Consider the following 26543-nt stretch of genomic DNA (forward strand, 5'->3'; position numbering starts at 1 on the left):
GGAGCTCAATTGGAACGTTAAAATTGGTGAATTTTTAGAATATTCCTTGCATCATATACCTTTGCATGCTCATGAAAGGAAATTATCTTTATAAGGTTTCGGCCTTTACCATTTTGTTAATCCTTTGTCTGGACCAAATTTTGAAAATTTGGATTAAGACACATATGGAGCAAGGACAGGAATTTTTGATTTTAGGCCAATCCTGGGCTCGAATTCATTTTGTTGAGAATGAAGGCATGGCATTTGGCTTAAGTTTGGGGGCTCCAAAGGCAAACTTGCTTTAAGCTTGTTCCGAATCGTTGCCGTCAGTTTTCTGTTTTACCTATTGGCTCGGATGATTAAAGCAAAAGAATTTATTGGATTAATTATTGCTTTTTCGATGATCCTGGCCGGAGCATTGGGCAATATCGTTGATTCGATTTTCTATGGACTTATTTTTTCTGCTTCTCCTTACCACGGCGGACAAGCGGTGATGTTTCCGGAGGATGGAGGCTATGCCGATATTTTGATGGGGCGCGTGGTAGATATGTTTTATTTCCCCATGTTTAAAGGGACATTTCCAGATTGGTTTCCCTTTTGGGCCGGTGAAGACTTTGAGTTTTTCCGTCCGGTCTTTAATGTGGCTGATTCATCCATTTTTTGTGGCATCTGTCTGTTTTTTATATTTTATAAAAAACTCAAGCCGCATGATAAAGAAGAAGCACTATCGACATAATGAGTATTACTCATTGAACACCAAAAGCATGATCCGGAGAAGAAATGCTCAATATTCAATGCACAATGTTCAATGACTAATGGAATCCTCCATTGAAAATTGCTAATTGAACATTGCTAATTGAACATTAAAAAAGCGTGCCTTGAAGATTAGAAGCTTAATACTCAATGGATCTTGACTAATTAATTTCACGCAGAGCCGCAGAGAAATATAAAAGTTCTTCCTATCAACTAACAACGATCACCTAACAACTAAATAAATTCACTCAGAGACGCAGAGTCGCAAAGAAATGGAAGAGAAGAAATACTCAATATTCAATGCTCAATGTACAATGACGAATGAGTTCCTTTATTGAAAATTGTTCATTCCTCATTGTGACTTGCTCCATGGCAAATTGGATTCGCCATAAAAACAGCAAAGAATTCCAAGCAAAATAAAAACGTTCGGCTTTTTTAGCCTTTTGTTTTAATTACTTGTTGCGAGTACTGCCGTTCTCCCCAAGAAATTATTTACAGCTTTCTCAGCTTTTTCCACAGTGGGATAATTAATCGAACAATGCACGAATTTTCCAACTTTTTCTGTAGCGATAACGCCTGTAAGTCGAAGAATGCTGAGATGTTGCGAAGTGACTGATTGTTCGATATTTAAGCTCGAGTAAATTTTATTGACATTTACCGAACCATTCCTATCAATAAACTCAAGGATTTTTAGCCTCAAAGGATGGGCTAATGCTCTCATGAGCTCACAGGAATAATCGAGTTGGACAGGATTAAATGTTACCTTAATCTTCTTCATCGAAGTTTCTTATTTTGATTTTCGTAGTTGACCTTAACGGAACAAAGATGAGAAGAATTTTCGGAATTGCAAATAAATATTAAATATTTTTTTTATTTATTAATGCAGTGTAAATCAGCGAGTAACGTTGCAGTGTGTACTATTGCCTGATCAAGATACATGGAAAGTGGGATGGTTAACCCGCTAAATCTTCCACTAATTTGGAGATTTGATTTAACCTGTCTCGGTCGAGAGAGTAATAAATAAATTTACCCTGTCTCTCGGTTGCGACTACCCCGGCTCTTCTCAAAATAGCCAAATGCTGAGAGGCTACCGATTGTTCCAAACGAAGTTTAATGTAGATGTCTGTGACGGTCATCGTATCATTTTCCTCCAGTAAGTCAATCACGCGCTGGCGAAGCTTGTGGTTGACCGCACGAAGAACTAATACAGCCCTTCTTAGATCTGAATAGTCTAATTGAACTTCCTTTGGTCCTTTTTTGAGAGTAATCGTTTCGTTCTTTTTATTCCTCATGTCACAGTTTTTTAAAAATGCATTAACAGCTAAGAATTAAGCTAAAACTGTGCCGATTTTGAAAGTTGCCTTAAATATTTTCCAAATCTCATATATATTAGGTGTTCTTATATATATAAATGGATCAAATCGGACTAAAGTTCAACGACTTATGAGTTTTTCTTTTGGAACAGTTATATTTGGTTCCTTGAGATAAAAGGGTTTGGCTTCTGAAACAGAATCAAAATCTTGTTGACCCCATCGGTCAAATGCTATTTTTAGTAAATTGGACGCCGAAAGGGGTACTTCTGCTACTGAAACAGGCCAATTGCTTATAAATTGTTCCCATTTAGAGGCTCCTGTTCCAACTATAACGCATTTCCCCGCTCCAATATTGAGTCGTGTTTGTAATTCATTATTCAAAATTTGAGCTACGGGACTAACCAAGGCTCCTTCTAAATTTGAATTATAAACCGCCAGATACACTTCATCTCGTCGGGCATCAATAAGGGGCAGGTAATACAAAGCATCCGGAATTTGATCTTTTGCTGTGGTGGCCAGGGCTTTTAATCCAGGAATCAATAATAATGGTTTTTCCAAAGCATAAGCCATGCCTTTCGCAGCTACTACACCAATCCGTAAGGATGTAAAAGATCCCGGTCCTTCATTTACTGCAATTGCATCCAGCTCCTTTAAAGTAACATCAGATTGCTTTAGGACATTTCGAATCAAATCATTCAGAACACGGGTATGTTCGCCCTGATGGTCTTCTGAAAGGCTTAAAAGCTTGTTCCCTCGTGCAATTCCGACGCTACAAATTGGTCCGGAAGTTTCAATCATTAAAATCAGGGGCTCTTTCAAGGCTTGCCGAGTATCTTATTGTAACGAAGGGGATCAGATAGAATGCTTAAGGCTTCTTTTATTATAGGATCATGAACCATTTTCTTTTGAATACTGCCTTCTTCATAAAAGCTTCTTCTGACAATTTCTTCTTCTATTATATTGGAAATCAGGATTTTATGCTTTGTTAATTCAGACCATTGTTTTTGATTAAGGTGGTTTTTCATTTTTGAGACAGTCTCAGTAATCGTTTGATCGCCTTCCTTTGCAGACAGGTTTTGAATTTCATTTAATTTCACCTCCAGGGTATCCAGATCATCAAATTGTTTGGATTTTAAATAGCTTATAAAATCTTCAAAACCACCAAATTCGAAAGATTTTGGATCTGTTGGTGCCGGATTTTTAAGGCAAAATTCTGTGCAATAATTAAAGATCAAATCTTGATCAATTAATTTTTTAATAATTCTAGGATAGTCTGCATCCGGTAATTCGATATCTGGTTTTACGCCACCTCCATCATAAACGGTCCGTCCATTCCGGGTTTTGAATGCAACCCGCAAGGAATCTGGCAAATGGACTGGTTCGCCATTTTCATACTTTACACTTTGAATGCATCTACCGGAGGGAATGTAGTATTTCGCAATGGTCAATTTAACCTTCGCATTGTAACCAACGTCTTTCGTATTTTGAACGAGGCCTTTCCCATAAGATATTTGGCCAAGGATGACTCCGCGATCCAAATCCTGGATGGTTCCGCTGACAATTTCAGATGCGGACGCCGAGTGATTGTTAATTAAAACAACAAGCGGGATGGTTGGATCTGTAGGTGGATTAGCGGTCTTATAAAGTTGTTCGCGTTCTTTTAATTTACTTCTAGTACTTGCAACCAATTGACCCTGAGGGATAAACACATTTGAAACCTCTACTGCTTCACTCAGAAGTCCACCCCCATTTTCTCGAAGATCCAGAATGGCTCCCTTCATATTCGGATTTTCTGTTTTAGGTTTATTTAAGGCTTCCCGCACATTTTTACCTGCATTTTCTGTAAAAGTGCTTAGATAGATGAATCCAACATCCGCATTTACCATTCCTGAATAAGGTACATTCGGGATATTGACCTCATCCCGGATCAGCTTTAGATTTAGTTTTTCTTTAATACCGGGCCGCTTAATAGTAAATTCAACCTCGCTTTTTGGCATACCGCGGACAATCTGAAAAAGATCCTCACTTTCTTTTCCCTTGCCATCCTGACCATTTACTGCTAAAACCTGGTCACCTACTTTGATGCCAGCTTTAAAGGCCGGATAATTTTGGTATACCTCTGTTACAGTGACATAATCCCCAATTCGCTTGGCTCGAACGCCAATTCCATTGTATTTTCCTTCAAAAGCCAGGCGGTAGTTTTCAATTTGAACCTCTGAAATGTAATTTGTGAAAGGATCCAGCTGATGAAGCATGGCATCGATGCCGGTTTTCATCAGACTTGAGGGATTGGTTTCATCTACATAATTGGAATTGATTTCTTTATAGACATTTGCAAATATTTCAATGTTTTTGGCGATTTCGAACTCCTTATTATAGGTAAAAGCGGCCAGGCAAAGAATAAATGCTGTAGAGAGGATCGCAAGAATGTTTCTTTTTTTCATAGGTTTGATCGAAGCAATTTAATGCAAAGGTATCAACGTCAAACATATAATTATTGTATCCGGTTTCTGATAATTCTTTCAGGCCTATCTTTGGTTTTCAATAATTCAGATGTCTTTTCAACTTTCTATTATCCGAAAACTTAAAGCCTTGTTTATCCGTTTGAGGCTCCATGTTGTTTTTGAACCTTTTTCGAAACTCTTGTTAAACCTGGTTCATTTATCAGGGATTTCCAAATGGGTTCACAATCATCCTAAAATAGACTTTAATGATTTTTATTCGTCAGATTGGAATTACCTGAAGCGTTACGATTTATATCAAAATTTAATGGCAAACCAAGGTATGGACAAACCCTTGTTGTATTTAGAATTTGGAGTAGCGGCAGGTCACTCTTTTTCCTGGTGGGTAAAACACAACCAACATCCTGAATCCAGATTTCATGGTTTTGATACCTTTGAAGGCTTGCCGGAGGAATGGGGAATATTTAAAGCAGGGGATATGAGCACTGGTTCCAAACTTCCCGATATAAAAGACGAGCGGGTTCGGTTTTATAAAGGGCTCTTTCAAAAAACAGTTCCCTTGTTTCTTAAAGATGCAGATTGGCACCTGCCAAAATTGATTCACATGGATGCGGATCTCTATTCATCCAGCTTGTATGTACTTACCATGATTGCACCTTATCTTAAAGCAGGTGACATCGTGATGTTTGATGAATTTACAGTTCCACGACACGAATACTTGGCATTTAAAAATTTTAAAGAAAGTTATTATTTAGATTTTGAATTAATTGCAGCTGCTAATAATTACTTTTTTGTTGCTTTTAGATTGAAATAGTAAGAGGTCTGTTGGTCTGTTGGTCTGATCGTCTGAAAGACAATAGCTTGAAAATTGCCAGGAAATGCAAGTGGCTACAATGCTGCAATGCTACAATATTGCAATACTACAATGTTTAAATACGAATCTTTTCCAAACACAGGGTTTAAACCCTGTGTTTGGAAAAGGAATCGTATTTTTCCTGATAATTAATAGTCTATAGGTCTAAAGAAATCTAATCCATCTCAGCGGGAAAACTTTAATAACTGATTTTTAAATTATTTTTTTATTTATAATTATTCGACACAGTCGGATAGGAATTATAAAATTTTACCATAATAGAATTGCACCATTGCACCATTTCAACATTGTAAGATTGCACCATTGCAACATTGTAGCATTTCCTAAAGACTACCATTTCTAAAGACTTCCTCACTAAAGACTACCCTCCTAAAGACGTTCCTCCTATTCTCTTACAATCACTTTAACCAATGCCTTATTACCCGATTGCAATTTGATATAAAAAATACCTTTATGTGGAAATAAATTACCCGGTATTTCAAAAATTTGATTTGGATTTGTATTTATTTTAGTTGAATAAATTTGCCTTCCAAAAACATCCACAATCTGTAAGTTAAACATATTAGGATATTGTAGAAAACGAAGCTGCAGTTTATCTGAAAATGGATTGGGAAACAGTTCGATGTCGGAAGTTTGTATATTGGTTGCGCCATTTAAGATAGAATTCGTACAAATCGATAGTGCTTCTTTGTCTTCTTGATAAGCCACTGTTTTGCATGTCAAATCATTTGGAGCTAGGTAATCAGCAAATAGTCCGTCTTTCTTGGCAGTTATCAACAACTCAAACAATATTTCATTTGGTTCAATATTGTATAAATCTTGAGTAATAGTAACAAATGCGATATTAAAATGTGCAGAATCTAATTCAAGAGCAGACTTTTGCATGCTAAATGGTAACTTGAGTTTACCATCCAGTATTGAGTCTAATATTAAGCCAGCTTCAGTTAATTGAAATCCGGATTGAAACCCGATGATTGAATTATAATTTGAGCAAGTGATTGGGACTCTATATTGTTTTCCTTTTTCTGCTTGAAGTACTGGGTAAATTAAGTTAAGGCATCTACTTGGTTTATCATTTTTTTCACTACAAATAGTTAAGGCATCTCCGGAAAGATCTCCTAATTTAACCCCAATACATGTGAGATTGGTATCTTTCAATAAATTGGCATCAGAGATTTGTGTTGAATCTTTTGCATTGTAAAATACCCAGCAATTTTCAGGATTGATTGAATTCCCAATTATACCTAAAATGATTCGAAGCACTTGAAGAACATCCGCAGAAGTAATCACTTTATTTTTATGGAGATCTGCTGCTAAGTAATTGAATGGATTTGATAGTGTCAAATGCCCTAAATAATGTTGATAAATTAAATAGGCATCCAAGACATCAACCCCATTGGCGACGGCATCAACTTTTTGTAAACTAAGATAAAACGCAGGGTTTGCACCAAAAGTAGAAAATTCAAAGTTCGATGTGCATACTTTTTGATCAAGAATCAGGTTTTGTAAATCGGAATGGACCATAATGCTGGCCTGTTCGATTGGCTTTAAATTTTGGGTCATTAGCTGACCTATATGAACGATCTTATTTTGAGGATCACAGGCATTTAATCGAATAAAATTCACTTGAGCCGTGCAAATTTTTATATTCCCAATAGCATCTTCCACATATATTTTATATTCACGAATCAGGGTATCTGGATTTCCGGCATCTAAAAAATCATCGCATGTAATCAGGTCATGAATTTTTTCTCGTTGACCGTCCAGATAGATTTTTAATTTTGAATAGATTGTACAATTATCAACTACACTGGAAAGCAAGGTTTTAATATCCAAAACAATGGATTGTGGAAGATGCACAGGAATGTTAAATACAGCTGAAGGGCAAATTACTTCAGGAGCTTCTTGTCTTTCAACTTCAAAATAGGCGGTATCTTTTGATTCATTGTTAAGTCCATCTACAGTGACATACACAATCTTGTGTTTTCCGATAGGATACCTACCATTTGCAATTTGAGAATTGTTTGGATTTGTTGCAAATGGATTGTCATGAAACAATGGGATCTTTGCTGTTGCAATGTCTTTCAGCGTCAATGGACCTACCTTCAAATCATATCCATCATAAACACCTGTGCCATCATTATTCAAATCTATCAAGTACTGATACCTTATAAAATCAGCAGTAGTACAATTGTCTGTAGCAGCTGCAAGAATGTTGACCTGGGCAAATTTTGTTGAATCTGCCTCTGAACATTCAGTCAACTCAATTTCAGTAATTGGAGCTTGGTCATCCACTACAAAAGTGGTATCAGTAAATGTAAATTGTACTTTGGAATCCGGATCATTCGGATCAAACTGACACCAGTCCGAAATTGTCCATTGACGTAACACATAAAAATAATGTTCGGGCAATTCAACAGCGATGGAATCATAGTATGTTATTCCAATAGAATTGCATGAATCTTTCAAGCTTTTAGGAAACGAATGGGTATCTCTTGTTGGCACATTACAGCCATAAATTACCTGTTTCAAATCGCAATCTGGAATTACAACATCATCATTTGGATCGCAAAGGTCTAGGGTATTAATATAAAACGGATGACAGTTAACAACCCAAATGGTTTGAGTATCTCTTAAAAGAGTCTGATTAGGTCCTTGAGTAGAAAATATTCGAAGAATTTTACCCTGATTGCAAAATCTCAAATCTAAAACTTCCAAAGTGTAATTTAAATCCAATGGATTTGCAAGGTATCCATCAAAGCCCCATACCATTTCATACAAATTATTTTTATGAAGTGAATCAAATAAAGCTCCAAAATAGGCGCAGGCTTTCGCCGAAGCCGGAGGTTTAGATGGAGCAGGTGGTATGGGTCCCGGATAGCCGGTTTTCTTATTCGTTTCACAAAACTGCTTGCAAACTACATCCAGACTGATTAATTTTTTTCGTTGACTGGAATCCAGTTGGAGCTTGCCAAATAAGGTGTTGCTGGTATCAGACAAATCCTTAGTAGTAAATTGAAATCCGCAACTCACCACCAGGTCATCCGGTGCAACGATTCGGTTTTGTTGCCCAGTGCCAATAATTGGAAACAAAAGAACATAACTTAAAATTACTAATAAGTAAATTTTAGGATTTAATATGCAATAAGGTATAGGGCTCATAATTTTAATTTTAACAAGATCCCTTTTAGAGGCAAAAGTACCTCTAAGAATAATTTTTAAACATTCTTGGATTATAAAGATACTAATTTGAGTTTGATTTGTAAAACTTAATCCCAAAAAAATATCTGTTCCTATCTTAGCTGTGTAATTTGAATTTATGCAAAATTTGGATCCACGCATCGATGCTTACATCTCTAATTCTGCTCCGTTTGCACAAGAGATTTTGAATTTTTTAAGAAATACAGTGCATACCTATTGTCCGGAATGTGTCGAAACCATGAAATGGAATTTTCCGCATTTTCTGTATAAAGGGGATATCCTTTGCAGCATGGCTGCTTTCAAACAGCATTGTGCTTTTGGTTTTTGGAAAGAAAAGTTGATGATTAAATCCAGTAGTTTACTCACGGATAAAGGAAAAACAGCGATGGGAGATTTTGGAAAAATCAGCTGCATTCAGGACCTGCCTTCAAAAAAAGTTTTGAAAGCCTGCATCCAGGAGGCCATGGACCTTAATGAAAAAGCAATTAAGCTTCCGAAACCAGTCAAGAAGATACCGGATTCAGCTATTGTAATTCCGGATGATTTTCAACGCGCATTGAATAAGCAAGCCCGTGCAAAGAAGAATTTTAACGCGTTTTCCAATTCACATAAACGGGAATATATTAATTATATATTGGAAGCCAAACGCGATGCAACCCGATTGGCACGCATTCAAAAAAGTATTGAAATGCTTTCAGATGGAAAATCACACAATTCCAAGTACCACTGATGAATTTTAATCAGTGTCCAAACAAAAAATGCATAGCGACCCAGGGATAAAATTGGATGCGCCAGAGACTAAAACTGACAAAAGCCATAGCAACAAAAAGAATCCCTCGAATCCATTTGTTTTTTTGTGAACTGTGTTTTAAAAATGAATAACTAAACCAGATCAGGTACAATACTTTTTGAGGATCTGAATAAATCAACGGCACGGAAGACTTACTTAGACTATAATAACAAAGTGCTATAAAAATAAATCCTGTTTGAAGCATAAGAATAGTTCCAATTACATAAAGTACACTGGTTAAACTTTCAAAATAATTGTAAAAAGGTCTGGCGTATAAAAGCCAAAAATAAATGCTGAAGACTGGGAATAAAAAAGCAAGCACAAAACTTAAATGCCGGACCGCAAAATCGGTTGTTTGCCCATCCCCGAAATAATTGTTGTATCGAATCACTTGATCCTTTCCAAAGAATAATTCCAAACCGTATAAGCACAAAATTGTAATCGCTGCCCATATTAAAAAATAGGATACTGGACTTTGATAAGCTTTCCGTTTTCCATTCACAAAACTGAGAAACAAGGGACCGGGACTGGTTAACATAAGCCAACTGGTCTGAAGAAATTGTTTTTCAATGTGGGTAAAAAAATGAAAAGCTCATGGATCAGATAAGAGCTATTGATCCGATCAACCCGAGCAGATTGACTGCATTCCGGCAAAAATTTCCTATAAACTGAGTTTTACAATTTTTACACTGCATACTTTAATCATCCAAATACAAATAGAATGCTGCTAATAAAAAATTAATAGCTCAATTAATCATCCTGATTGAATTTGTTAGCGTGTTACCTGTAAATGTCTGATATTTGCAATGCATGATTTCCTTTATTTTCAAAAGAATTGGATTTGGTATTTTTAGCCTGATCCTGGTATTGTATCTGTCCTGTTGGCTGATCCGCTTAATTCCCGGATCCTACAATGAAATCATGCTTTCAGAAAATGCTGGACAACATGAAAGTCAAGCCATTGACCCGGTGCAAATTCCATTGTTTTATTTTAGCTGGATTCCTTCAAAAATGGATTCCCTGCAAACTGCATCTATTCTGCCGCAGTTTTATTGGAATGGAGTTAACAATACCTTTCACAATAAATTAACTGAGTATTTATCAGGTAATTTCGGAAGGTCCATTGTAGATCAACAAACAGTCTCTAAAAAATTTAAAGATGCGCTTCCATGGTCATTGAGTTTTCAACTGCCAGCCATTGTATTAATCCTGTGCATCAGCATTTGGTTGGGACGCAGTTCGGTAATGTATCCAAAGTCTATTGGGTTAAAAATTATTAATTCGTGTTTAATTTGGATTCATGCCATTCCAGTATTTTGGTTGGCGAGTTTATTGCTCTTGTTTTTTGCAAACCCTGATTTTTTAAGAATATTTCCTAGTGGAATGCAAAGTCTTTCCATTACAAATCCCTGGTTGATTTGGATCCAACAACCGGAATTTATGATTTTACCATTGGTTTGTTTTGTTATTCCCTCATTGGCCTATCTCAGTAGATTAATAAAAAATGGGATGGAGGAAGTAACTCATAAGTTTTATTGGGTTCGTGCATTAAGTAGCGGCATGAGTTATCGTCAAGCATTAAAGTACGAAGCATTTCCAGTAGTAATGGTTCCGCTTATTGCCTGGATTGGAAGTTTATTTCCGGCATTAATATCGGGCTCTTTAATCATCGAGCAAATATTTAGTATTCCAGGATTAGGGCGATTGATGTATCATTCTATTTCTGTTCGGGATTGGCCTCAGGTTCAATTTCTACTCTTACTTGGTTCGGCACTTACCATTTTTGGTTTTTTAGTCAGCGACATTCTTTACCGGATTTATAATCCTCAATTGGATTCCAAAGCATGAATTTGAAAAGAAACTATATACAGCTTTGGAAGAATCATTTGTGCTTGAGCCTATCCATTCACTGCATCGTATTTATTTTTTTATTTTCTGATTTTATTATTGGCAGTAAGCCTGTTTTTTGCAGTTACAAAAATGAATGGTACAGCTTTTTGTGGAATGGAAAGCCAAAAGGAAATGGTACTTTATTCTACGATTTAAATGAAATAGCAGCAGGTGACTTTCAAAAGTTGCATTATGATTTTGTCTGGTGGCCCTTACTTATCCGGAATGCCCAAAAGCTCGAACCGGAGTCGGCCTGGTTAAACCCAGGTTTGCATTCCAAAGATGGAACGCTATTTATATTAGGCTCCTATGATCTGGGAAAAGACTTACTGGTAGCCTGTATTATAGGCTTTAAAAAAAGTTTGAGCTTGGCACTTTTGACGCTATTATTTTCATTATTACCTGCTCTGAGCTTAGGATCCCTGGTTATGTTTCACAGTGTTCGTTACCAGCAAATTTCATTGGGTTCTGTTATATTATTTTCGATTTCAGGAATACTGTTGGTTTATGCTATAGCAATTTGCTTTGAATGGATGTTGATTCCAAATCAGATCTATCCCTTGCTTTTTATTGTGGTTGTTTTATTTTCTCTTGCAATAGGCATTCGAAATTCGAAGCCAATGGTTCGATATGTACTTGATGCCTGGAGTTTGAGATATTTGGAAATCATGAAATCGATTCCAGTATTGTTGATTCTATTGATTCTCCTTCAAATCCTTACTCAACCCAATCGCATTCAGTTTGCCGGTATGCTCGCATTTATATTTATTCCTTACTTGTTAAAGTATGCACGAGCATTTACATTAAAGGCAGCGAGTGAAAATTTTATTACGGCATCCATTGCAATGGGACAATCTGGGTGGCAAGTATATACAAAGCATGTGTTACCAAAAATTATGCAAGCCTTGATTCCGGTGATGGCATTTGGACTGGCCAATATCATCTTATTAGAAGCCAGTTTAAGTTTTATTGGGATTGGCTTGGGCGTGGATGAAATTAGTTTAGGAGGTTTATTGTACAGTGCCCGCAGCAACCCATCCGCATGGTGGGTTATCGTATTTCCAGGTTTATTGATATTCTGGTTAGTGATTCTATTTAATCAAATTGGAACCTTGTTTTCAAAAGAATTGATAGAACCAACAAATTGAAATTGATTTACAATCGTGGTTATTGATTAATTATAAATAAATACAATTCAAAAGATAATATAAAATGAGAAATCAGTAATTCTTTGAATAAACGAGTTTTTAGAATTTCCCTAATAGTTTTGTAAGGGCAGCAAGTACCGCTAACAAGATTAAACGTCCTGGATCAGTAATTTTTATTTCATTTTCATCATCCGGTGCAATAGAAAGATCTATAAAATCCATTACATCCTCTTCTGGGATTGCAGCAAAAAATAAATCCATGGCTGTATTGTAATCATTATTGTCGTTGATAATTTGCCAACTAAATTCTTCTGCTTTAGCAATTTCTTGTTCGGTAAATATCGGAACTTCTGCTTGTTTTTGAAAGGTGCCATAGATTCCCAAAAATAAAAACAAGAGGTAATCCATTTCTTCTTCAGTAAGCAGTTCGGCATGGGTACCTATTAAAATATCAATAAGTAAACTTTGCTTTTCCTGGACATGGTCCAGCAGTTTATCCAATTCTTTGGCATTATTTTCAAAATTGAGAATTGTTTCGTCCAATTGGTGTGCTGCAATCATTCTATTATATTTATTTTGTGTCTTTCCAGGCCCAAAGATACATACAAGCATGCGAACGGTAGGGCCTCCATTTTTCAGCTATTTGAATCATTTTTTTTTGAAGGTCTTTCCCTTCCAATTTCAAATTGTACAATTTCTTCATGGCCATTTGAATTCCATAATCTCCGGCAGAAAATACATCCGGGCGACTTAATCCAAACATGAGCACCATTTCAGTGGTCCATTGACCAACTCCTTTTATTTGAATCAGCAGTTTAATAATTTCTTCATCAGAGAGTTCACTCCAATTAATTCCATTTAATTTATTTTCTTCAAAATATGTAGCGATGTTTTTAATATAAGAAAGTTTTTGATAGGATAATCCAATGGCCCTTAATTTTTCATCATCCGTTTTCAGAATGGCCTTGTTTGTGGGAAATTTATTTTTGAATAAGGTTAAAAAGCGATCCTGAATGACTTTCGCCACTTTCGTTGAAAGTTGTTGACTGATAATTGATCCAACTAAGTATTCTCTTAAATCGGATTTCATACCTGTTTGATGCAACTGATCCGTTGGAATCGATGTAATCAGTTTATTTAGTTTTGTGTCTTTACTAAGTACCTGAAGATGAAGCATTTTTAATTAAGAATTAAAAATTAAGAATTGGGAACGCGTCTATTAATAATTTAGGATGGAAAATTACGATTTATAATTGGCTAATCATGAATTCGGTGTTTGAAAATGGAATATTTTGCAACAAATCAGTCCATTAATTTTGAACCTTTTGTGATTTGTTTTGTTTATTGCACACATAATTATTTTAGCCATGAGTTTTACCGACAAAATCAATAACGACCTGAAAGAAGCCATGAAGGCGCAAGACCAAAAAGCGTTGCGTGCAATTCGGGCTATTAAAGCAGCTATTTTATTAGCAAATACAGATGGCACAGGTAAACCGGTAGACGATGATAAATCAATCCAGATTTTGCAAAAACTGGTTAAGCAACGTCGGGAGTCCTTAGACATTTATGAAAAACAGGGTCGCGCTGATTTAGCTTCTGTTGAACGGGAAGAAATTGAAGTCATTGAACGTTACTTACCTGCACAAATGAGTCCTGAGGAGCTGCGTACAATTTTACAAGAGATCATTGCAGAAACAGGCGCAAAAGACGCCAAGGATATGGGAAAAGTAATGGGAATGGCATCTAAAAAGCTTGCCGGTGCCGCAGACGGAAAAGCAATTTCTGCAATCGTAAAGGAATTACTTGGCTAATGTCAACCGCCGGGCTAAGTTCTTCCTTACTGCCATTATCAATTTTTTTTACATCGTTATTTTTCTCAAGCGATCTGCATTAATATGGAATTGAGATCATGCGGGTTCAATATGGACCAATACATCAGAGATCTGTGGCAACTCTTCCAATAAATGTGATTTTAATCTGTGTGAAATGCTATGCCCTTCATGCACCGTAATGTCTCCATTTACAATTAAGTGGAGGTCGATTAAATAATGCATTCCAGATTTTCGAACATAACATTTTTCTGTTCCAAGTACTCCTGGTACTTGCAATGAAAGTAACCTGATTTCTTTAATTAAATCATCGTAAACATGCTCGTCCATAATTTCACCCAATGCAGGTCTAAAAATGAGGTAGGCATTGAATAATATAAACCCGATGCAACTAATGCAGCCCAATCATCAGCCGATTCAAATCCAGGTCCCAGATACAATGCAATGCTGATCCCTATAAATGCTGCAGCGGATGTGATCGCATCACTTCGATGGTGCCACGCATCTGCTGCCAGCGAACTGCTTTTAACATCTTGGTTTTTAAACTGGATCTGCCGATAAATAAATTCTTTTACCAATATAATTCCCGCTAAAAAGTAAAGCGTATACGATTCCGGAATTTGATGTGGCGTTTGAATGTTGCGAATGGAAGTGATTGCAATTAAAACGGCTGAACAAACTAAAAATGCAACGACAATAAATGTAATGAGTGGCTCAAGTCTGCCATGTCCGTAGGGATGATTTTTATCAGGAGGACGGTGTGCATACTGAATTCCAAATAATACCAGAATCGATGAAAGGATGTCCGTTGTCGATTCAATAGCATCTGCGATCAATGCGTATGAATTTCCAAAATAACCTACCAACCATTTAACGATAGCTAATATAAAGTTGGATAGGATACTAAGCCAACTCACCTGAACGGCGATAGCTTTTTTTGAACTCATCTGTAAATTGTTTAAGCTTAATCCCTAAGGCAATGCATTAAGGTATCAGCTTATTTTTGTTGAACAGGCGGTATATTTTGAAGGATCTGTTCTGTTTTTTCTTTGGTTGAATGCTTTTGTTCAGCTCCATAAATTTCACCTAAAATTGGGGCCAAAACCAAACCGACCAAGCAAGTCAATTTAATTAAAATATTCATAGATGGACCCGAAGTATCTTTAAATGGATCTCCAACCGTATCACCAATAACAGCTGCTTTATGTGGTTCTGAACCTTTGTGATAAACTACACCATCTATCGTTACTCCGGATTCAAAAGATTTTTTTGCATTATCCCAGGATCCGCCAGCGTTGTTTTGGAAGATAGCCCAAACAACTCCGCTAACACATACACCTGCCATGTAAGCACCTAAAGCTTCTGGCCCCATTCCAAAGCCAATAATAATTGGGCTTATTAAGGTAATTGCCCCTGGCAAAATCATTTGTTGTAATGCTGCTTTTGTTGAAATTTCCACACAGCGTCCATAATCTGGTTTGCCGGTTCCTTCCATGATTCCAGGAATTTCTCTGAATTGACGACGTACTTCATTTACCATGTCCATTGCTGCGGTTCCAACAGAACTCATGGCCAATGCAGAAAATACTACCGGAATCATACCCCCTACAAAAAGTGCAGCCAATACATCTGCTTTAAAAATATTGATACCGTCGATTCCAGTAAATGTAACATAAGCAGCAAACAAACCTAAAGCAGTTAATGCGGCGGAAGCAATCGCAAAACCTTTTCCTATGGCTGCAGTCGTATTTCCTACTGAATCCAGGATATCCGTTTTTTGGCGAACTTCTTTTGGCAATTCTGACATTTCAGCGATTCCACCTGCGTTGTCGGCAATCGGCCCAAAGGCATCAATCGCTAATTGCATTGCAGTAGTCGCCATCATAGCAGAAGCTGCAATGGAAACCCCATAAAAACCAGCCAATGAATAACTAATCCAAATCGCTGCAGCAAATATCAATACCGGACCAGCAGTACTTAACATCCCATTGCTCAATCCGCCAATAATATTCGTGGCGGCTCCGGTACCTGATTTATTTACAATGGCATTTACCGGTCCTTTACCCAGTGCGGTATAATATTCCGTTAAATATGAAATGGATGCCCCAACAAATAAACCGATCAGAACGACGTAAAATACATTCATCGAACTTACTTCATGGATACCCTGTCCAAAAAACATCATTTGCATTTTTTCAGGCAATAACATATCAATACAGAAGTAAGCTGCAATCGCTGTTAAAGCAAGCGAAACCCAGTTACCCATATTTAAAGCATATTGGACATCATTGGCACCTGCTTGCTCCCCTTTAATTTTTACAAAGAAGCTACCAAAAATGGAAAATATCAAGCCGATACATGCCAAAAACAAAGGCAGCAAAATCGGACCCAAACCTTTAAAAGAGTCCATGGCAGTGATATCACCTCCCATGTCACGGATTACGTAATTTCCAAGAACCATTGCTGCAAGAACGGTGGCTACATACGAACCAAACAAATCGGCTCCCATACCTGCTACGTCTCCTACATTATCACCCACGTTATCGGCAATGGTGGCAGGATTTCGAGGATCATCTTCTGGAATTCCTTTTTCAACTTTACCCACCAAATCTGCTCCTACGTCGGCTGCTTTTGTGTAAATTCCACCACCAACACGAGCAAATAAAGCGATGGATTCAGCACCTAATGAAAATCCAGCCAGGATCTCAAGGATGATGGTCATAGAATGAACCGCATCGTATTGAATTCCTTTAACCGTGGATCCGCCCCAAATTCCACCCATAAACGAATAGAAAAACAAGGCAAATAAGATGCTTAAACCTAAAACAGCCAAACTGGCGACTCCCAATCCCATCACTGTACCGCCTCTAAAGGAAACGTGTAAGGCATTAACCAAAGAGGTTCTGGCTGCCTGGGTGGTCCGAACATTGGCTTTGGTAGCGACTCGCATCCCTATAAATCCAGCAATTATTGAAAAGAGCGCCCCTAAAATAAAGGCAATGACGATCGTCCAATGAGTTGTATCTACTTTAAAGCTCAGGAAAGCCAATAAACACGCAGCAACTGCTACGTAAATGGCTAAAACACGGTACTCAGCTTTTAAAAATGCCATGGCACCTTCAGCAATATGACCTGCGATCCCTTGCATTTTTGCATCTCCTGGATCTTGTTTAGAAACCCACTTATATAAGTAAATCATATAAAGCAATCCAACAATCCCAAAAGCGGGTAAGAAGTACACTAAATTTTCCATTCTATCTGAATTTTTTAAAAAACGGCTCAAAAGTAATGCGATAAACTGATTCGTTTATGAATTTTAGTGAATTTAGACGGTACTCTACAATGAAAACTGCATAAAATGCATGTAAAGCCAAAGCTTCCAATGGTATCATGCGCTCTATGATCAAGTAAGTCGCATTCAAACCAATATGGATTGTAGATAAAAATAGGGCTTCACTGATATCGAAAATTGTCCAATGGATTGCCTATTTAAAACAACTAATTATAATAAATTTTGTAAAAAATGCTTAAATCCAAAGGAATCCAATAAACATTAAAACAAATCGAAATAAACATAAAATTAATTACTTGTTTGATTGAACTATATTTAAAAGTTTGGAGTTTATATCTGTAACATTTTAAATCCAAGAATAATTTTATGGAATGGCTGTTTAACCCGGATGTATGGATCGCCTTTTTAACCTTGTGTGCATTAGAAATTGTTTTAGGTATTGATAACCTGATTTTTATATCCATACTTGCTAATAAACTTCCAAAACACCAACAAAAGAGAGCTCGTCAAATAGGTCTAAGTTTGGCATTAGTCATTCGTATTATGCTGTTATTCTCCATATCCTGGATTATGGGTTTGAAAAATGATTTCTTTACAATAGGTTCACTTGGATTTTCTGGAAGGGACATCATTTTAATTTTAGGTGGTTTGTTTTTATTGATAAAAAGTGTACGGGAAATACATGAGAAAATTGAAAATTCAGATTCAACACTGGAAGCAAACATAAAAAATATAACATTTCACGGGGTTGTAATTCAGATTTTGCTAATAGACATTGTTTTTTCCTTGGACTCTGTAATAACTGCAGTGGGTATGGTTGACCAAATAGCCATTATGATTGCTGCTGTAATAGTTTCAATGATCATTATGATGATGGTTGCCGGAACCCTAAACAATTTTATTAATAATCATCCTGCAATTAAAATATTGGCTTTGGCATTTTTACTGATGATTGGAACGGCCTTGATTGCTGAAGGATTGGATTTTCATATTCCTAAAGGCTACATTTATTATTCAATGGCTTTTGCAGTTTTTGTTGAAATTATTAATGTAAAAATTGGAAGTAGGTCAAGTTCTAAAGCAAAATAATGAAGGGGTTGACCAGATAGTAAGATTAAGAACAATAGCCAATTCGTTATTCTATCATTTTATAACTGATCACTTCAAGATCATCAAAATAGACAACTTGATTGTCTGGATTGTATGCATAAATTTTAAGCTCCTGACCAGCCAAAGACGGACTGATTTCAAATTCCATTTTAAGTTTTACCCACCCATTGGGTTCGCGTTCAATGATTATACAATCGCCGGAATAAAACGGATTGGGTTCGCTGGAAGCGATTAAGGTTGATTTGGAATTTTCAGACGCTTTTCGCCAAACAGTAATTTCAAAAATAAAACCGCTTTTAATTTGTGGAATCTTTAAGGTCATACCATAAGGATTTAGTTCATCCAGTTTACACGCATTCATTCCGGAATGAGCCTGTTCTCTGGTTTGTGTTTGTCCAAATTCAAACAAGACACTGTCTCTAGTTGATTGATAGAAATTACCATCTGGTGTGAGTTGTTCAGCATCACAATTATATTTTTTTAATACTTCACGCGCTTCTGGATTAAAATTGTTATCTGTTGCTATCAAATCAAAAATGAAAGCATTTTGGTAGCGTCCTTTTAAATTTTTACAAAACGATTTGAGATAAGGCTTTTTGTGAATTTCAGAAATTCCATTTATAATCAAATACTTTGCACCTCTACTGATTGATAATTGGATTCCGGCACTATCCTGATTGTAGGGAATTTTTGAGCCGCTGTTAAATCGTGCATCGGTATATTCTGTCCATCCTTTTTGATTCATTAAATACAATGAAGCATGACTAAAATCAGGTATAGAAATAACCCGATCCTCAGCTTGGATTCCTAATTGTCTCAGGTAAGGAGTTATGCTGTAAATCGCAGCATTGGATTCAAAATCGTTTATGGGTTCAGAATACCTGGTATTAATTTCCTGTCTTGCGTATACCACATTGAATAGGATGAAAATGTAAATCCTATTTTAAGAACTTTGATTGAAAAATATGAGGAAATTGCGTGTGAAGCGTGTATGTAGTAAATAGTAGGATCAGCATTGGAAAGATATAGAGATCGATAACATAATAGTCATGATCAGCAAAGGTCCAAAATTGCAGCAGTATAAATACTATAATTTGAATTCCAATGATTGCCAGTAACAAATTGAATAGGCTTAGATTTTTCTTTCCATTCCAAATTAAAAAGACCAGGCAACAAAATACTAACAAGATGACTGAAGGATGAAAATACTGATCCAACCAAAGGGTTTGAATATTTTCCAATACGCCTTTGATTTCTATCGATGACAAACTCCAAATTGGGAAGGTGGTGGTTGAAAAGTAGCTGCTATCGTGTGCTGTATTGTAGGTACGTGCATAAAAAATCCAAATAGCCAAAAGTGTTAGTAGGAATGCATTAAACAATACAAACGGTTTAAATGACTTGATAAATTTCTCCGTGCGATCCAGCTGGATCAGATTGAATTGATTCGTCAGGACGACTGCAAGAATGCTTAACAAGCTCATTAAGGAAGTCAATTTAAAACAGGCTGCTATAAAAAACCATGTGCATGCTTTATAAAGTAATTTGGAATTTCGTTCAAAATAATATTTTATAAAAAAATACCAACCGATGATAGCAAATGAAAGTGCGCCGGTATTGCTGAGATAGTTATTGCCATAATAGACTAAAACAGGAGCGGTAAAAAACAACATAGAAAGCAAGAGAGACCAGAGGGTATCGTTTAATAAATACTGAAAGATTTTAAAAAGATAGCATAGTCCCAAAAAAAACAAGAGGGTATTAAAAATCCGGAATATGAAATCGTGATATCCAAACAACTTGTATAATAGGGCAGCACCAAAATATAAAATAGGCATTTCACTGGTACAAGCGGCACCCGATTGTCCCCCGTCAGAAGTGAGGTTATGGGTTTGAGGTTGAAAAAAATGCATGCCGTGTTGGTAGTAGTTAAGTGCAAGGGAAGCTCCATCAGCTTGACGCCATTTATGAATGGATTGTGGTTTTTTAAAACTGATTTCCTGATAATTATAGAATATAGCCAAAGCAAGTATTGAGAAAACGAAGTAGAAAAAGGGTTTATAATCTCGCATGGTTTCGTTTGGAAATACAATGTACAAATCAAAATGATTATAACTGGAATTGGATTAAACAATAGAATTTGAATTGCTTTTTTTCGGGTATTTGAGTTCCCAATGGGTTCGTAGAACCTAAAATCTAGTAGTTTGAACAAATAAATCAGCATTTTAAGATCAAACCCTTTGGAAAATTGTTTTAATACCTGTGTCTAAACCAGTTAGAATCGTTTTTTTTGATGGAAATTGTGGATTTTGCAATCGATGGGTCAGGCTATTGCTCAAATGGGATCAAAGTGAACAGTTTATTTACTGCAATTTAAATTTAGACGCTGAGCTGAGTAAGCAACTCAAGATCCAGGAACCCTTAAAGCAGGTGGATTCAATTATTTTGGTTCAAGAAGGAAAGGTCTTTTATCGTTCCGATGCCGTTTTCAAAATCCTGATTGCTATAGGGGGGTGGTGGACGGTTTTTAAGATTTATAGGCTGATTCCCAGGCTTTTACGAGATGCAATGTATGATCTGGTTGCAAAACACCGCTATGCTTTTAATGCCAGGAATTCCTCTTGTTCGATGGCCGACTTTGAAAAACCCCATCGAATTATTCAAAATAAATTGGCTTTAGACTTTTTAATAAGAAGCTTTTCGTAGTATCTTTACGACGATAAGTAACGGATTTCCTCATCTTTGTTAAACTTTTTATAAATCAGTTTATTCTTGATAATGAAAATGAGTTAAAATCTGTTGAATAGATTAATTGCAAAATGAAAGAAAAAATGAAATCAAAAAAAGCCTGGTTCCTTTTAGTGCCTTTGAGCATGTTACTCGTCTATTTTACTGCAAATTGCAGTCATCCACAAGGGGAACCGACTTCCAAAGAAAGTCATTTATTGAAATTGGTATATGAAAGTTCGCAAAGATTCCATTATGCACCTCCGGTAGTGGATGATGCCTTTTCACAAAAAGCTTTTGATGAGTTTTTGGTAGATATGGATCCTGGGAAGCGGTTCTATACTCAAAAAGATGTAAAACAAATGGAAAAATTTAAAAATGATCTGGATGATCATTTTAAAGCAGGTAAACTGGAATTTTTTGATTTGTCCTTAAAATTGATTGATGAAGCCATAGTCAAATCTAAAGCGTATTACGAGGAATTTATAAACTTACCTTTTGAATTTACTAAAGATGAAAAAGTTGAATTGGATGCAGATAAGCGGAAATGGCCAGCAGACGATAAGGAGATGAAGGACTATTGGCGCAAATCAATTAAGTATGAAAAATTGAATCGCTATATTGAAGATTTGCAACAATTAGAAAAAGAAAAGAAAACACGTCCGGATGATTCTATACGGATGGATATTAATAAGGAAGTTAAGGACATGATGGATGCCTGGTTTGACCGTTTATCCAAATTAAAACGAGAAGACCGATTTGAAATTTATGTAAATACATTCATCCATTTATACGATCCGCATACAGATTATTTAAACCCTAAAGAGAAGGAAGATTTCAATATTAATATGTCTGGAAAACTGGAAGGCATAGGTGCACGACTTCAAACCGAACGAGAATTTACAAAAGTGAGTTCGATCGTTCCAGGAGGACCTGCAGCTCGCCAGGGTGAATTGGAAGCAAATGACTTAATTATGGGAGTTCAGCAAGATGGGATGGAACCGGTTGACATCAAGGGCATGCGCATTGATGATGTCGTTAGTAAAATCCGTGGAAAAAAAGGAACTAAAGTCAGTTTGAAAGTTAAAAAACAGGATGGCACCATCAAAATGATTTCAATTGTTCGGGATGAAGTGATCATGGATGAAGGATTTGCGCGTTCCGCTTTATTAAAGCAAGAGGGAAAAGAGGATAAAATCGGGTATATCAAATTGCCTCGTTTTTATGCTGATTTTAATGATCCAAACAGTCCATCAGCTGCAAAAGACATTGCTGAAGAATTGCAAAAATTAAAAAAGGAAGGAGCCACCAGTTTAATACTTGATTTAAGAAATAATGGCGGAGGCAGTTTGCAAGAAGTTGTTGACATGTCTGGATTGTTTATTGATGAAGGTCCAGTTGTTCAGGTTAAAGATCGACGCGGCATCAGACCCTATAATGATCCGGATAAAAATGTGTTTTTCGACGGACCCATGGTCATTCTTGTAAACAGCAACAGTGCTTCAGCTTCTGAAATCATCAGTGCTTGTTTACAAGATTATAAACGAGCCGTGATTGTTGGAGGCGAACCCACTTTTGGAAAAGGGAGTGTGCAACAATTTCGTAATTTGGATCAGTTAACTTCAAATTCAGATATGAAACCTTTGGGTGAAATGAAAGTAACCATTCAAAAATATTACAGAGTAAGTGGTGGATCCGTTCAGTTAAAAGGTGTTGAGCCGGATATTCTTCTTCCTGATACGTATAGTTATATCGTCAATGGTGAAAAGGAATACAAACATCCATTGCCATACGATGTCATCGAAAAGCAAAATTATACTCCCAATACGTTTGTAATTGATAATTTGGAAGATGTTGCAAACAACAGCAAGCAGCGTATCAAAGCAAATCCTGTTTTTGGATTGATTGATGAAAATGCAAAACGACTTGCAAAAAGTCGCGAAGAAACAGAAGTCAATCTTGAATTAAATAAATATAAAAGTTTTATTAATCAACGTAAAGAGGAAATTAAGAAATTTGAAAAAATCGGAGATGAAGTGATCACCGCAATGAAAGTAGAAAACTTACAGGAAGATTATGCATCTATCCATACCGATTCAGCTAAAATTGCACGCAATGACGATTTCCTGAAAAGTTTGAATAAAGATTTGTATGTTTATGAATCCATGAATATCCTTCGCGATATTCGAAAGAAATAAATTCCAAAATCAGTATTTTCGAAAGGCTTGACTTTTTATTAAGTCAAGCCTTGTTTTTTGAATGCTTTATTCAAAAGGATGAACATACCTTAAAATTTAAAAATAGTTTACAATCCACTTTGCAATTCCTTGCCAAAGCGTTGTAGTTGGAAAGAACATAATTAGTATATTAGGAATAAGCCAAATGCTAAATGCAATGGTATATGGATTGATGCTGAATGATTTTTTATGAATTCGGTCGTAAATAATTAAGGAAATAAATGTAATCAACTGAAATACAAACTGGATCTGAATCGCCATGAAAATATCCATATCCATCCAGGTCATAAAAATTCTTCCTAAACCTGGTCCGCCAATCACAATTCCCGTTGTAATCATGTAACGCATGTGTTTAGGAGTCGCATGCTTGTTTAGAATGGCCAGCATATACAATATTACAAAAGGAATTGCATCAGTGGCAGGAGCGAATACAAAGGACAGCACGAAAGATTCTGATTGTCCTTCACTTATAAAGCGGAGGTATTGATTATGGTAAGCCAGCAGCATCGAAATAAATGCGACTAGCACCAAAAAATAGGATAGTTTTCCTAAAAATTTATGAATTTTAATTTTATTAGTGGCGATAAGTATTGGCTGGACAATTAATAGGCCAAGCCATGTAATCAAGAGGGCAGCGTGAAAGTGATGAATGTTTTTTAAGCCTGGAAAATCAGGTGCCAGCGAAAAATACTTTTTATAGAATCCTATAAAAGTAATTAAGGCGATTACTCCAAAGAAAAAGACTAGATTTTTATATCCTTTTTCCATCGTAATAAAATTAATAAAGTATGTACAATGAAAGCAAAATCAATTCCTCAAAAATAATAATTATTTATTTGTTGAAAAGAATGGATCTGGTTGTATTTTAGTTTGAGGTGTGCTTGTACCGAATTTTTTTCCAACTCGTTCGAAATCAAGCATAAAGACAATGCTCAATGTGTTGAAATCCCTAAAACAGACATTATCTATAATTCAGAACATGTATGTTAATTAGCCATTCTTTAGTAGCTCATTCCTGGAATTTCAATTATTAATATCGATTCAGTTTGCTTACTTTTTCTTCGATTTTTTTATAAAATTATTCTCATACATTTCAATCCATTCCTTAACACTCATTTTTTTCATTAATTCGCCAATGAGTTTATAGGGAATTTCATCCATCTTTTTAAAACGGATGCAACTTTTGCCCATATCCAGCTTTTGTTTACTATGTTTTGGATAGTCATCCACAAACCATTTTAATAAATTGGGATCTGCATAAATCCCCATATGGTAAAAATTAATTGAACCTTTTTGCGAAGCGATACCGGCAAAAGGCAATGGCTCTTCAGGCTTGCAATGGTAACCGGCTGGATAAAGTGTATGCGGCACCACATAACCTAAACCTCCATAACTCATGGCGGGTTCAAATCCTTTGGGTAAATTCTTTACAATTACATCATGCAGTTTATTAAACGGTTCAATCCGATCCTCGGGCAGATTCATTAAAATTTCCTTAACGGTTTTGCCTTGTGCTTTCATTTAAAATAGTTATAATCAAATATACAATTATTTTTTCTTTCTATACTTCGAAGAGTATGGTTTTCTAAAAAGAGAGCTTGAAATTAAAATAAATAGCTAATAGATTTCGTATTGTTTAGTTTAAAAAGGTTTCCAAAATAGCGGATCCATCTAATGGCCTTAACAATAATGACCTACTTTAATCGCATTCCATTAATTTATCAATAGAATTATCTGTTAAATTTTGAATATTTTTTGTTATCTTTTCAATGTCCCAATTCCACCATTTAATTGCTAATAATTTTTCAATAACATCTTCTGAAAATCGTTTTTTAATTTCCTTAGCTGGATTACCACCAACAATGGAATAGGGTTCAACATCGTGAATCACTGTTGAATTTGTGGCTATAATTGCACCGTCCCCGACGGTGACTCCTGCCATAATGGTTGCATTGTAACCAATCCAAACGTCATTTCCTATATTTATATCCCCTTTTTGTGGATAGGATTTATTTTCCATTGCGTGTTCCCATCCGTTTCCAAAAATAGCAAAAGGATAAGCTGACAATGCGTTCGTTAAATGATTTGCTCCATTCATAATAAATTTCACATCAGAGGCAATCATACAAAATTTTCCAATTATTAATTTATCACCAACAAAGTCAAAATGGTATTTTACATTTTTTTCAAAGTTATCAACATGTTCAAAGTCGTCGTAATAGGTATAATCGCCTACAACAATGTTAGGGTTTTTAATAATATTTTTTAAAAAGCAGAGTCTGTGATACTTGTCTAATGGGAACGTAATGTCTTTATTGGGTCCTGTCATAATTTACAATAATTTAAATTTATGAATTAAATTTAACTTGATTCTAAATGGATATTTAAACACATTAGCAACCAAATCATTTGGAAATCAAAAATAAAAAATTGGCTGAACATGGTTCAACCTGATTTGACTAATCTGTTTTATTAAATCATTTTAATTAATTCGTTTTCAAGCTTATCAAAATTTTCTTCGTTTTTATCAATTACAAAAGGCTTAATTTTTCGGCACTCCTCTGGGGTATTAAACAGCATTTTGAAAACAAGGGATGTCTTGTCTTCTGATATTTCTTCAAAGGTCGCTACGACTTGAAAAATTGGCTTTGAAATTCGTTGCCAGGCTATTCTTGAAGGTGGTTCAATTTTTATAAACTCGCATTCATTTACGTAATTTCCTTTATCGGGCCCGTGCATAATAAAACGCCATTTACCACCCACGCGAAAGTCAAATTCATTGAAGGTGTTTGTAAATCCAGCTGGACCCCACCAATTTTTCAAATGATTTGGTTCTGACCATGCCCGGAAAACCAATTCTCTATGCGCAGAAAAAATTCTTGAACTTACAATTTCGCAATCTGGTGTTGTAGTAATAATTTCTGTTATCATTCGT

23 protein-coding genes and 2 pseudogenes are annotated in these 26543 nt (G+C 35.9%); 9 read left to right on the forward strand and 16 right to left on the reverse strand.

The window, feature by feature from the left end:
* Nucleotides 1-71 precede the first annotated feature (71 nt).
* Nucleotides 72-715, forward strand: a pseudogene (locus IPK91_12965) (lipoprotein signal peptidase).
* 465 nt (nt 716-1180) lie between these two features.
* Here IPK91_12965 and IPK91_12970 read toward each other — a convergent pair.
* The 4 genes from IPK91_12970 to IPK91_12985 form a co-directional block, all read right to left on the reverse strand.
* On the reverse strand, nt 1181-1510 hold the full coding sequence (locus IPK91_12970; GenBank protein ID MBK8298158.1) for a helix-turn-helix transcriptional regulator: 330 nt from the start codon (nt 1508-1510) through the stop codon (nt 1181-1183).
* A gap of 175 nt (nt 1511-1685) precedes the next feature.
* Complete coding sequence (locus IPK91_12975) at nt 1686-2024, reverse strand: helix-turn-helix transcriptional regulator (protein ID MBK8298159.1); 339 nt, start codon at nt 2022-2024, stop codon at nt 1686-1688.
* A gap of 141 nt (nt 2025-2165) precedes the next feature.
* Nucleotides 2166-2864: a tRNA (adenosine(37)-N6)-threonylcarbamoyltransferase complex dimerization subunit type 1 TsaB gene (tsaB, locus tag IPK91_12980; protein ID MBK8298160.1), complete on the reverse strand. Its 699-nt coding sequence runs from the start codon at nt 2862-2864 to the stop codon at nt 2166-2168.
* Complete coding sequence (locus IPK91_12985) at nt 2861-4489, reverse strand: S41 family peptidase (GenBank protein ID MBK8298161.1); 1629 nt, start codon at nt 4487-4489, stop codon at nt 2861-2863. The genes tsaB and IPK91_12985 overlap by 4 nt, the downstream gene beginning before the upstream one ends.
* A gap of 109 nt (nt 4490-4598) precedes the next feature.
* Here IPK91_12985 and IPK91_12990 point away from each other — a divergent pair, with 109 nt between their 5' ends.
* Nucleotides 4599-5321: a class I SAM-dependent methyltransferase gene (locus tag IPK91_12990; protein ID MBK8298162.1), complete on the forward strand. Its 723-nt coding sequence runs from the start codon at nt 4599-4601 to the stop codon at nt 5319-5321.
* Nucleotides 5322-5765: 444 nt separating this feature from the next.
* Here IPK91_12990 and IPK91_12995 read toward each other — a convergent pair whose 3' ends face one another.
* The gene (locus IPK91_12995) at nt 5766-8543 is read right to left on the reverse strand and encodes a T9SS type A sorting domain-containing protein (GenBank protein ID MBK8298163.1); all 2778 of its coding nucleotides are present in this window, start codon (nt 8541-8543) and stop codon (nt 5766-5768) included.
* A gap of 157 nt (nt 8544-8700) precedes the next feature.
* Here IPK91_12995 and IPK91_13000 point away from each other — a divergent pair, with 157 nt between their 5' ends.
* Nucleotides 8701-9312, forward strand: coding sequence for a YdeI/OmpD-associated family protein (locus tag IPK91_13000; protein MBK8298164.1), 612 nt, complete (start codon nt 8701-8703; stop codon nt 9310-9312).
* Between the two features lie 10 nt (nt 9313-9322).
* Here IPK91_13000 and IPK91_13005 read toward each other — a convergent pair whose 3' ends face one another.
* Nucleotides 9323-9910, reverse strand: a complete 588-nt coding sequence (locus tag IPK91_13005; protein MBK8298165.1) for a DUF3667 domain-containing protein — start codon at nt 9908-9910, stop codon at nt 9323-9325.
* Between the two features lie 272 nt (nt 9911-10182).
* Here IPK91_13005 and IPK91_13010 point away from each other — a divergent pair, with 272 nt between their 5' ends.
* Together IPK91_13010 and IPK91_13015 are read left to right on the forward strand one after the other, a co-directional pair.
* Nucleotides 10183-11220, forward strand: coding sequence for an ABC transporter permease (locus IPK91_13010; GenBank protein MBK8298166.1), 1038 nt, complete (start codon nt 10183-10185; stop codon nt 11218-11220).
* Nucleotides 11221-11222: 2 nt separating this feature from the next.
* Nucleotides 11223-12410 (forward strand): ABC transporter permease subunit, encoded by a 1188-nt coding sequence (locus IPK91_13015; protein MBK8298167.1) that lies wholly within the window; start codon nt 11223-11225, stop codon nt 12408-12410.
* Between the two features lie 99 nt (nt 12411-12509).
* Here the strand turns inward: IPK91_13015 and IPK91_13020 are convergent, their stop codons facing one another.
* Together IPK91_13020 and IPK91_13025 are read right to left on the reverse strand one after the other, a co-directional pair.
* The gene (locus IPK91_13020) at nt 12510-12971 is read right to left on the reverse strand and encodes a hypothetical protein (protein MBK8298168.1); all 462 of its coding nucleotides are present in this window, start codon (nt 12969-12971) and stop codon (nt 12510-12512) included.
* 10 nt (nt 12972-12981) lie between these two features.
* Nucleotides 12982-13587, reverse strand: a complete 606-nt coding sequence (locus IPK91_13025; GenBank protein MBK8298169.1) for a DNA-3-methyladenine glycosylase 2 family protein — start codon at nt 13585-13587, stop codon at nt 12982-12984.
* Nucleotides 13588-13777: 190 nt separating this feature from the next.
* Between IPK91_13025 and IPK91_13030 the strand changes: the two genes are divergently transcribed.
* A complete protein-coding gene (locus tag IPK91_13030; protein ID MBK8298170.1) occupies nt 13778-14224 on the forward strand; it encodes a GatB/YqeY domain-containing protein in 447 nt (148 codons plus the stop codon).
* 96 nt (nt 14225-14320) lie between these two features.
* Here IPK91_13030 and IPK91_13035 read toward each other — a convergent pair.
* Together IPK91_13035 and IPK91_13040 are read right to left on the reverse strand one after the other, a co-directional pair.
* Nucleotides 14321-15189, reverse strand: a pseudogene (locus tag IPK91_13035) (cation transporter).
* A gap of 50 nt (nt 15190-15239) precedes the next feature.
* Nucleotides 15240-17495: a sodium-translocating pyrophosphatase gene (locus IPK91_13040; GenBank protein ID MBK8298171.1), complete on the reverse strand. Its 2256-nt coding sequence runs from the start codon at nt 17493-17495 to the stop codon at nt 15240-15242.
* Between the two features lie 405 nt (nt 17496-17900).
* Here IPK91_13040 and IPK91_13045 point away from each other — a divergent pair, with 405 nt between their 5' ends.
* Nucleotides 17901-18623: a TerC family protein gene (locus tag IPK91_13045; GenBank protein ID MBK8298172.1), complete on the forward strand. Its 723-nt coding sequence runs from the start codon at nt 17901-17903 to the stop codon at nt 18621-18623.
* 46 nt (nt 18624-18669) lie between these two features.
* On the opposite strand, the gene IPK91_13050 is transcribed toward IPK91_13045, so the two are convergent.
* Complete coding sequence (locus IPK91_13050; GenBank protein MBK8298173.1) at nt 18670-19557, reverse strand: hypothetical protein; 888 nt, start codon at nt 19555-19557, stop codon at nt 18670-18672.
* A gap of 25 nt (nt 19558-19582) precedes the next feature.
* Entirely contained in the window at nt 19583-20716 is a 1134-nt protein-coding gene (locus IPK91_13055) for a hypothetical protein (protein MBK8298174.1), read from the reverse strand.
* A 190-nt stretch (nt 20717-20906) separates the two neighbouring features.
* On the opposite strand from IPK91_13055, the gene IPK91_13060 reads away from it, so the two are divergent.
* Nucleotides 20907-21350, forward strand: a complete 444-nt coding sequence (locus IPK91_13060) for a DUF393 domain-containing protein (GenBank protein MBK8298175.1) — start codon at nt 20907-20909, stop codon at nt 21348-21350.
* A 125-nt stretch (nt 21351-21475) separates the two neighbouring features.
* Nucleotides 21476-23569 (forward strand): carboxy terminal-processing peptidase, encoded by a 2094-nt coding sequence (locus IPK91_13065; GenBank protein ID MBK8298176.1) that lies wholly within the window; start codon nt 21476-21478, stop codon nt 23567-23569.
* 96 nt (nt 23570-23665) lie between these two features.
* Here IPK91_13065 and IPK91_13070 read toward each other — a convergent pair whose 3' ends face one another.
* The 4 genes from IPK91_13070 to IPK91_13085 form a co-directional block, all read right to left on the reverse strand.
* Entirely contained in the window at nt 23666-24376 is a 711-nt protein-coding gene (locus tag IPK91_13070) for a hypothetical protein (protein ID MBK8298177.1), read from the reverse strand.
* A 282-nt stretch (nt 24377-24658) separates the two neighbouring features.
* Nucleotides 24659-25129, reverse strand: a complete 471-nt coding sequence (locus IPK91_13075; GenBank protein ID MBK8298178.1) for a DUF1801 domain-containing protein — start codon at nt 25127-25129, stop codon at nt 24659-24661.
* 178 nt (nt 25130-25307) lie between these two features.
* Nucleotides 25308-25937 (reverse strand): CatB-related O-acetyltransferase, encoded by a 630-nt coding sequence (locus IPK91_13080; protein MBK8298179.1) that lies wholly within the window; start codon nt 25935-25937, stop codon nt 25308-25310.
* A gap of 143 nt (nt 25938-26080) precedes the next feature.
* Nucleotides 26081-26539 (reverse strand): SRPBCC family protein, encoded by a 459-nt coding sequence (locus IPK91_13085; protein ID MBK8298180.1) that lies wholly within the window; start codon nt 26537-26539, stop codon nt 26081-26083.
* Nucleotides 26540-26543: the final 4 nt, after the last annotated feature.

Source organism: Saprospiraceae bacterium (genome assembly GCA_016712145.1).
Taxonomy (GTDB): Bacteria; Bacteroidota; Bacteroidia; order Chitinophagales; family Saprospiraceae; genus Vicinibacter.

Coding starts and splice junctions, on each gene's coding strand:
- IPK91_12970 (MBK8298158.1), bottom strand. CDS start 1,510: ATGAAGAAGATTAAGGTAACATTTAATCCTGTCCAACTCGATTATTCC.
- IPK91_12975 (MBK8298159.1), bottom strand. CDS start 2,024: ATGAGGAATAAAAAGAACGAAACGATTACTCTCAAAAAAGGACCAAAG.
- IPK91_12985 (MBK8298161.1), bottom strand. CDS start 4,489: ATGAAAAAAAGAAACATTCTTGCGATCCTCTCTACAGCATTTATTCTT.
- IPK91_12990 (MBK8298162.1), top strand. CDS start 4,599: ATGTCTTTTCAACTTTCTATTATCCGAAAACTTAAAGCCTTGTTTATC.
- IPK91_12995 (MBK8298163.1), bottom strand. CDS start 8,543: ATGAGCCCTATACCTTATTGCATATTAAATCCTAAAATTTACTTATTA.
- IPK91_13000 (MBK8298164.1), top strand. CDS start 8,701: ATGCAAAATTTGGATCCACGCATCGATGCTTACATCTCTAATTCTGCT.
- IPK91_13005 (MBK8298165.1), bottom strand. CDS start 9,910: ATGTTAACCAGTCCCGGTCCCTTGTTTCTCAGTTTTGTGAATGGAAAA.
- IPK91_13010 (MBK8298166.1), top strand. CDS start 10,183: ATGATTTCCTTTATTTTCAAAAGAATTGGATTTGGTATTTTTAGCCTG.
- IPK91_13020 (MBK8298168.1), bottom strand. CDS start 12,971: ATGATTGCAGCACACCAATTGGACGAAACAATTCTCAATTTTGAAAAT.
- IPK91_13025 (MBK8298169.1), bottom strand. CDS start 13,587: ATGCTTCATCTTCAGGTACTTAGTAAAGACACAAAACTAAATAAACTG.
- IPK91_13030 (MBK8298170.1), top strand. CDS start 13,778: ATGAGTTTTACCGACAAAATCAATAACGACCTGAAAGAAGCCATGAAG.
- IPK91_13040 (MBK8298171.1), bottom strand. CDS start 17,495: ATGGAAAATTTAGTGTACTTCTTACCCGCTTTTGGGATTGTTGGATTG.
- IPK91_13045 (MBK8298172.1), top strand. CDS start 17,901: ATGGAATGGCTGTTTAACCCGGATGTATGGATCGCCTTTTTAACCTTG.
- IPK91_13055 (MBK8298174.1), bottom strand. CDS start 20,716: ATGCGAGATTATAAACCCTTTTTCTACTTCGTTTTCTCAATACTTGCT.
- IPK91_13065 (MBK8298176.1), top strand. CDS start 21,476: ATGAAATCAAAAAAAGCCTGGTTCCTTTTAGTGCCTTTGAGCATGTTA.
- IPK91_13070 (MBK8298177.1), bottom strand. CDS start 24,376: ATGGAAAAAGGATATAAAAATCTAGTCTTTTTCTTTGGAGTAATCGCC.
- IPK91_13075 (MBK8298178.1), bottom strand. CDS start 25,129: ATGAAAGCACAAGGCAAAACCGTTAAGGAAATTTTAATGAATCTGCCC.
- IPK91_13080 (MBK8298179.1), bottom strand. CDS start 25,937: ATGACAGGACCCAATAAAGACATTACGTTCCCATTAGACAAGTATCAC.
- IPK91_13085 (MBK8298180.1), bottom strand. CDS start 26,539: ATGATAACAGAAATTATTACTACAACACCAGATTGCGAAATTGTAAGT.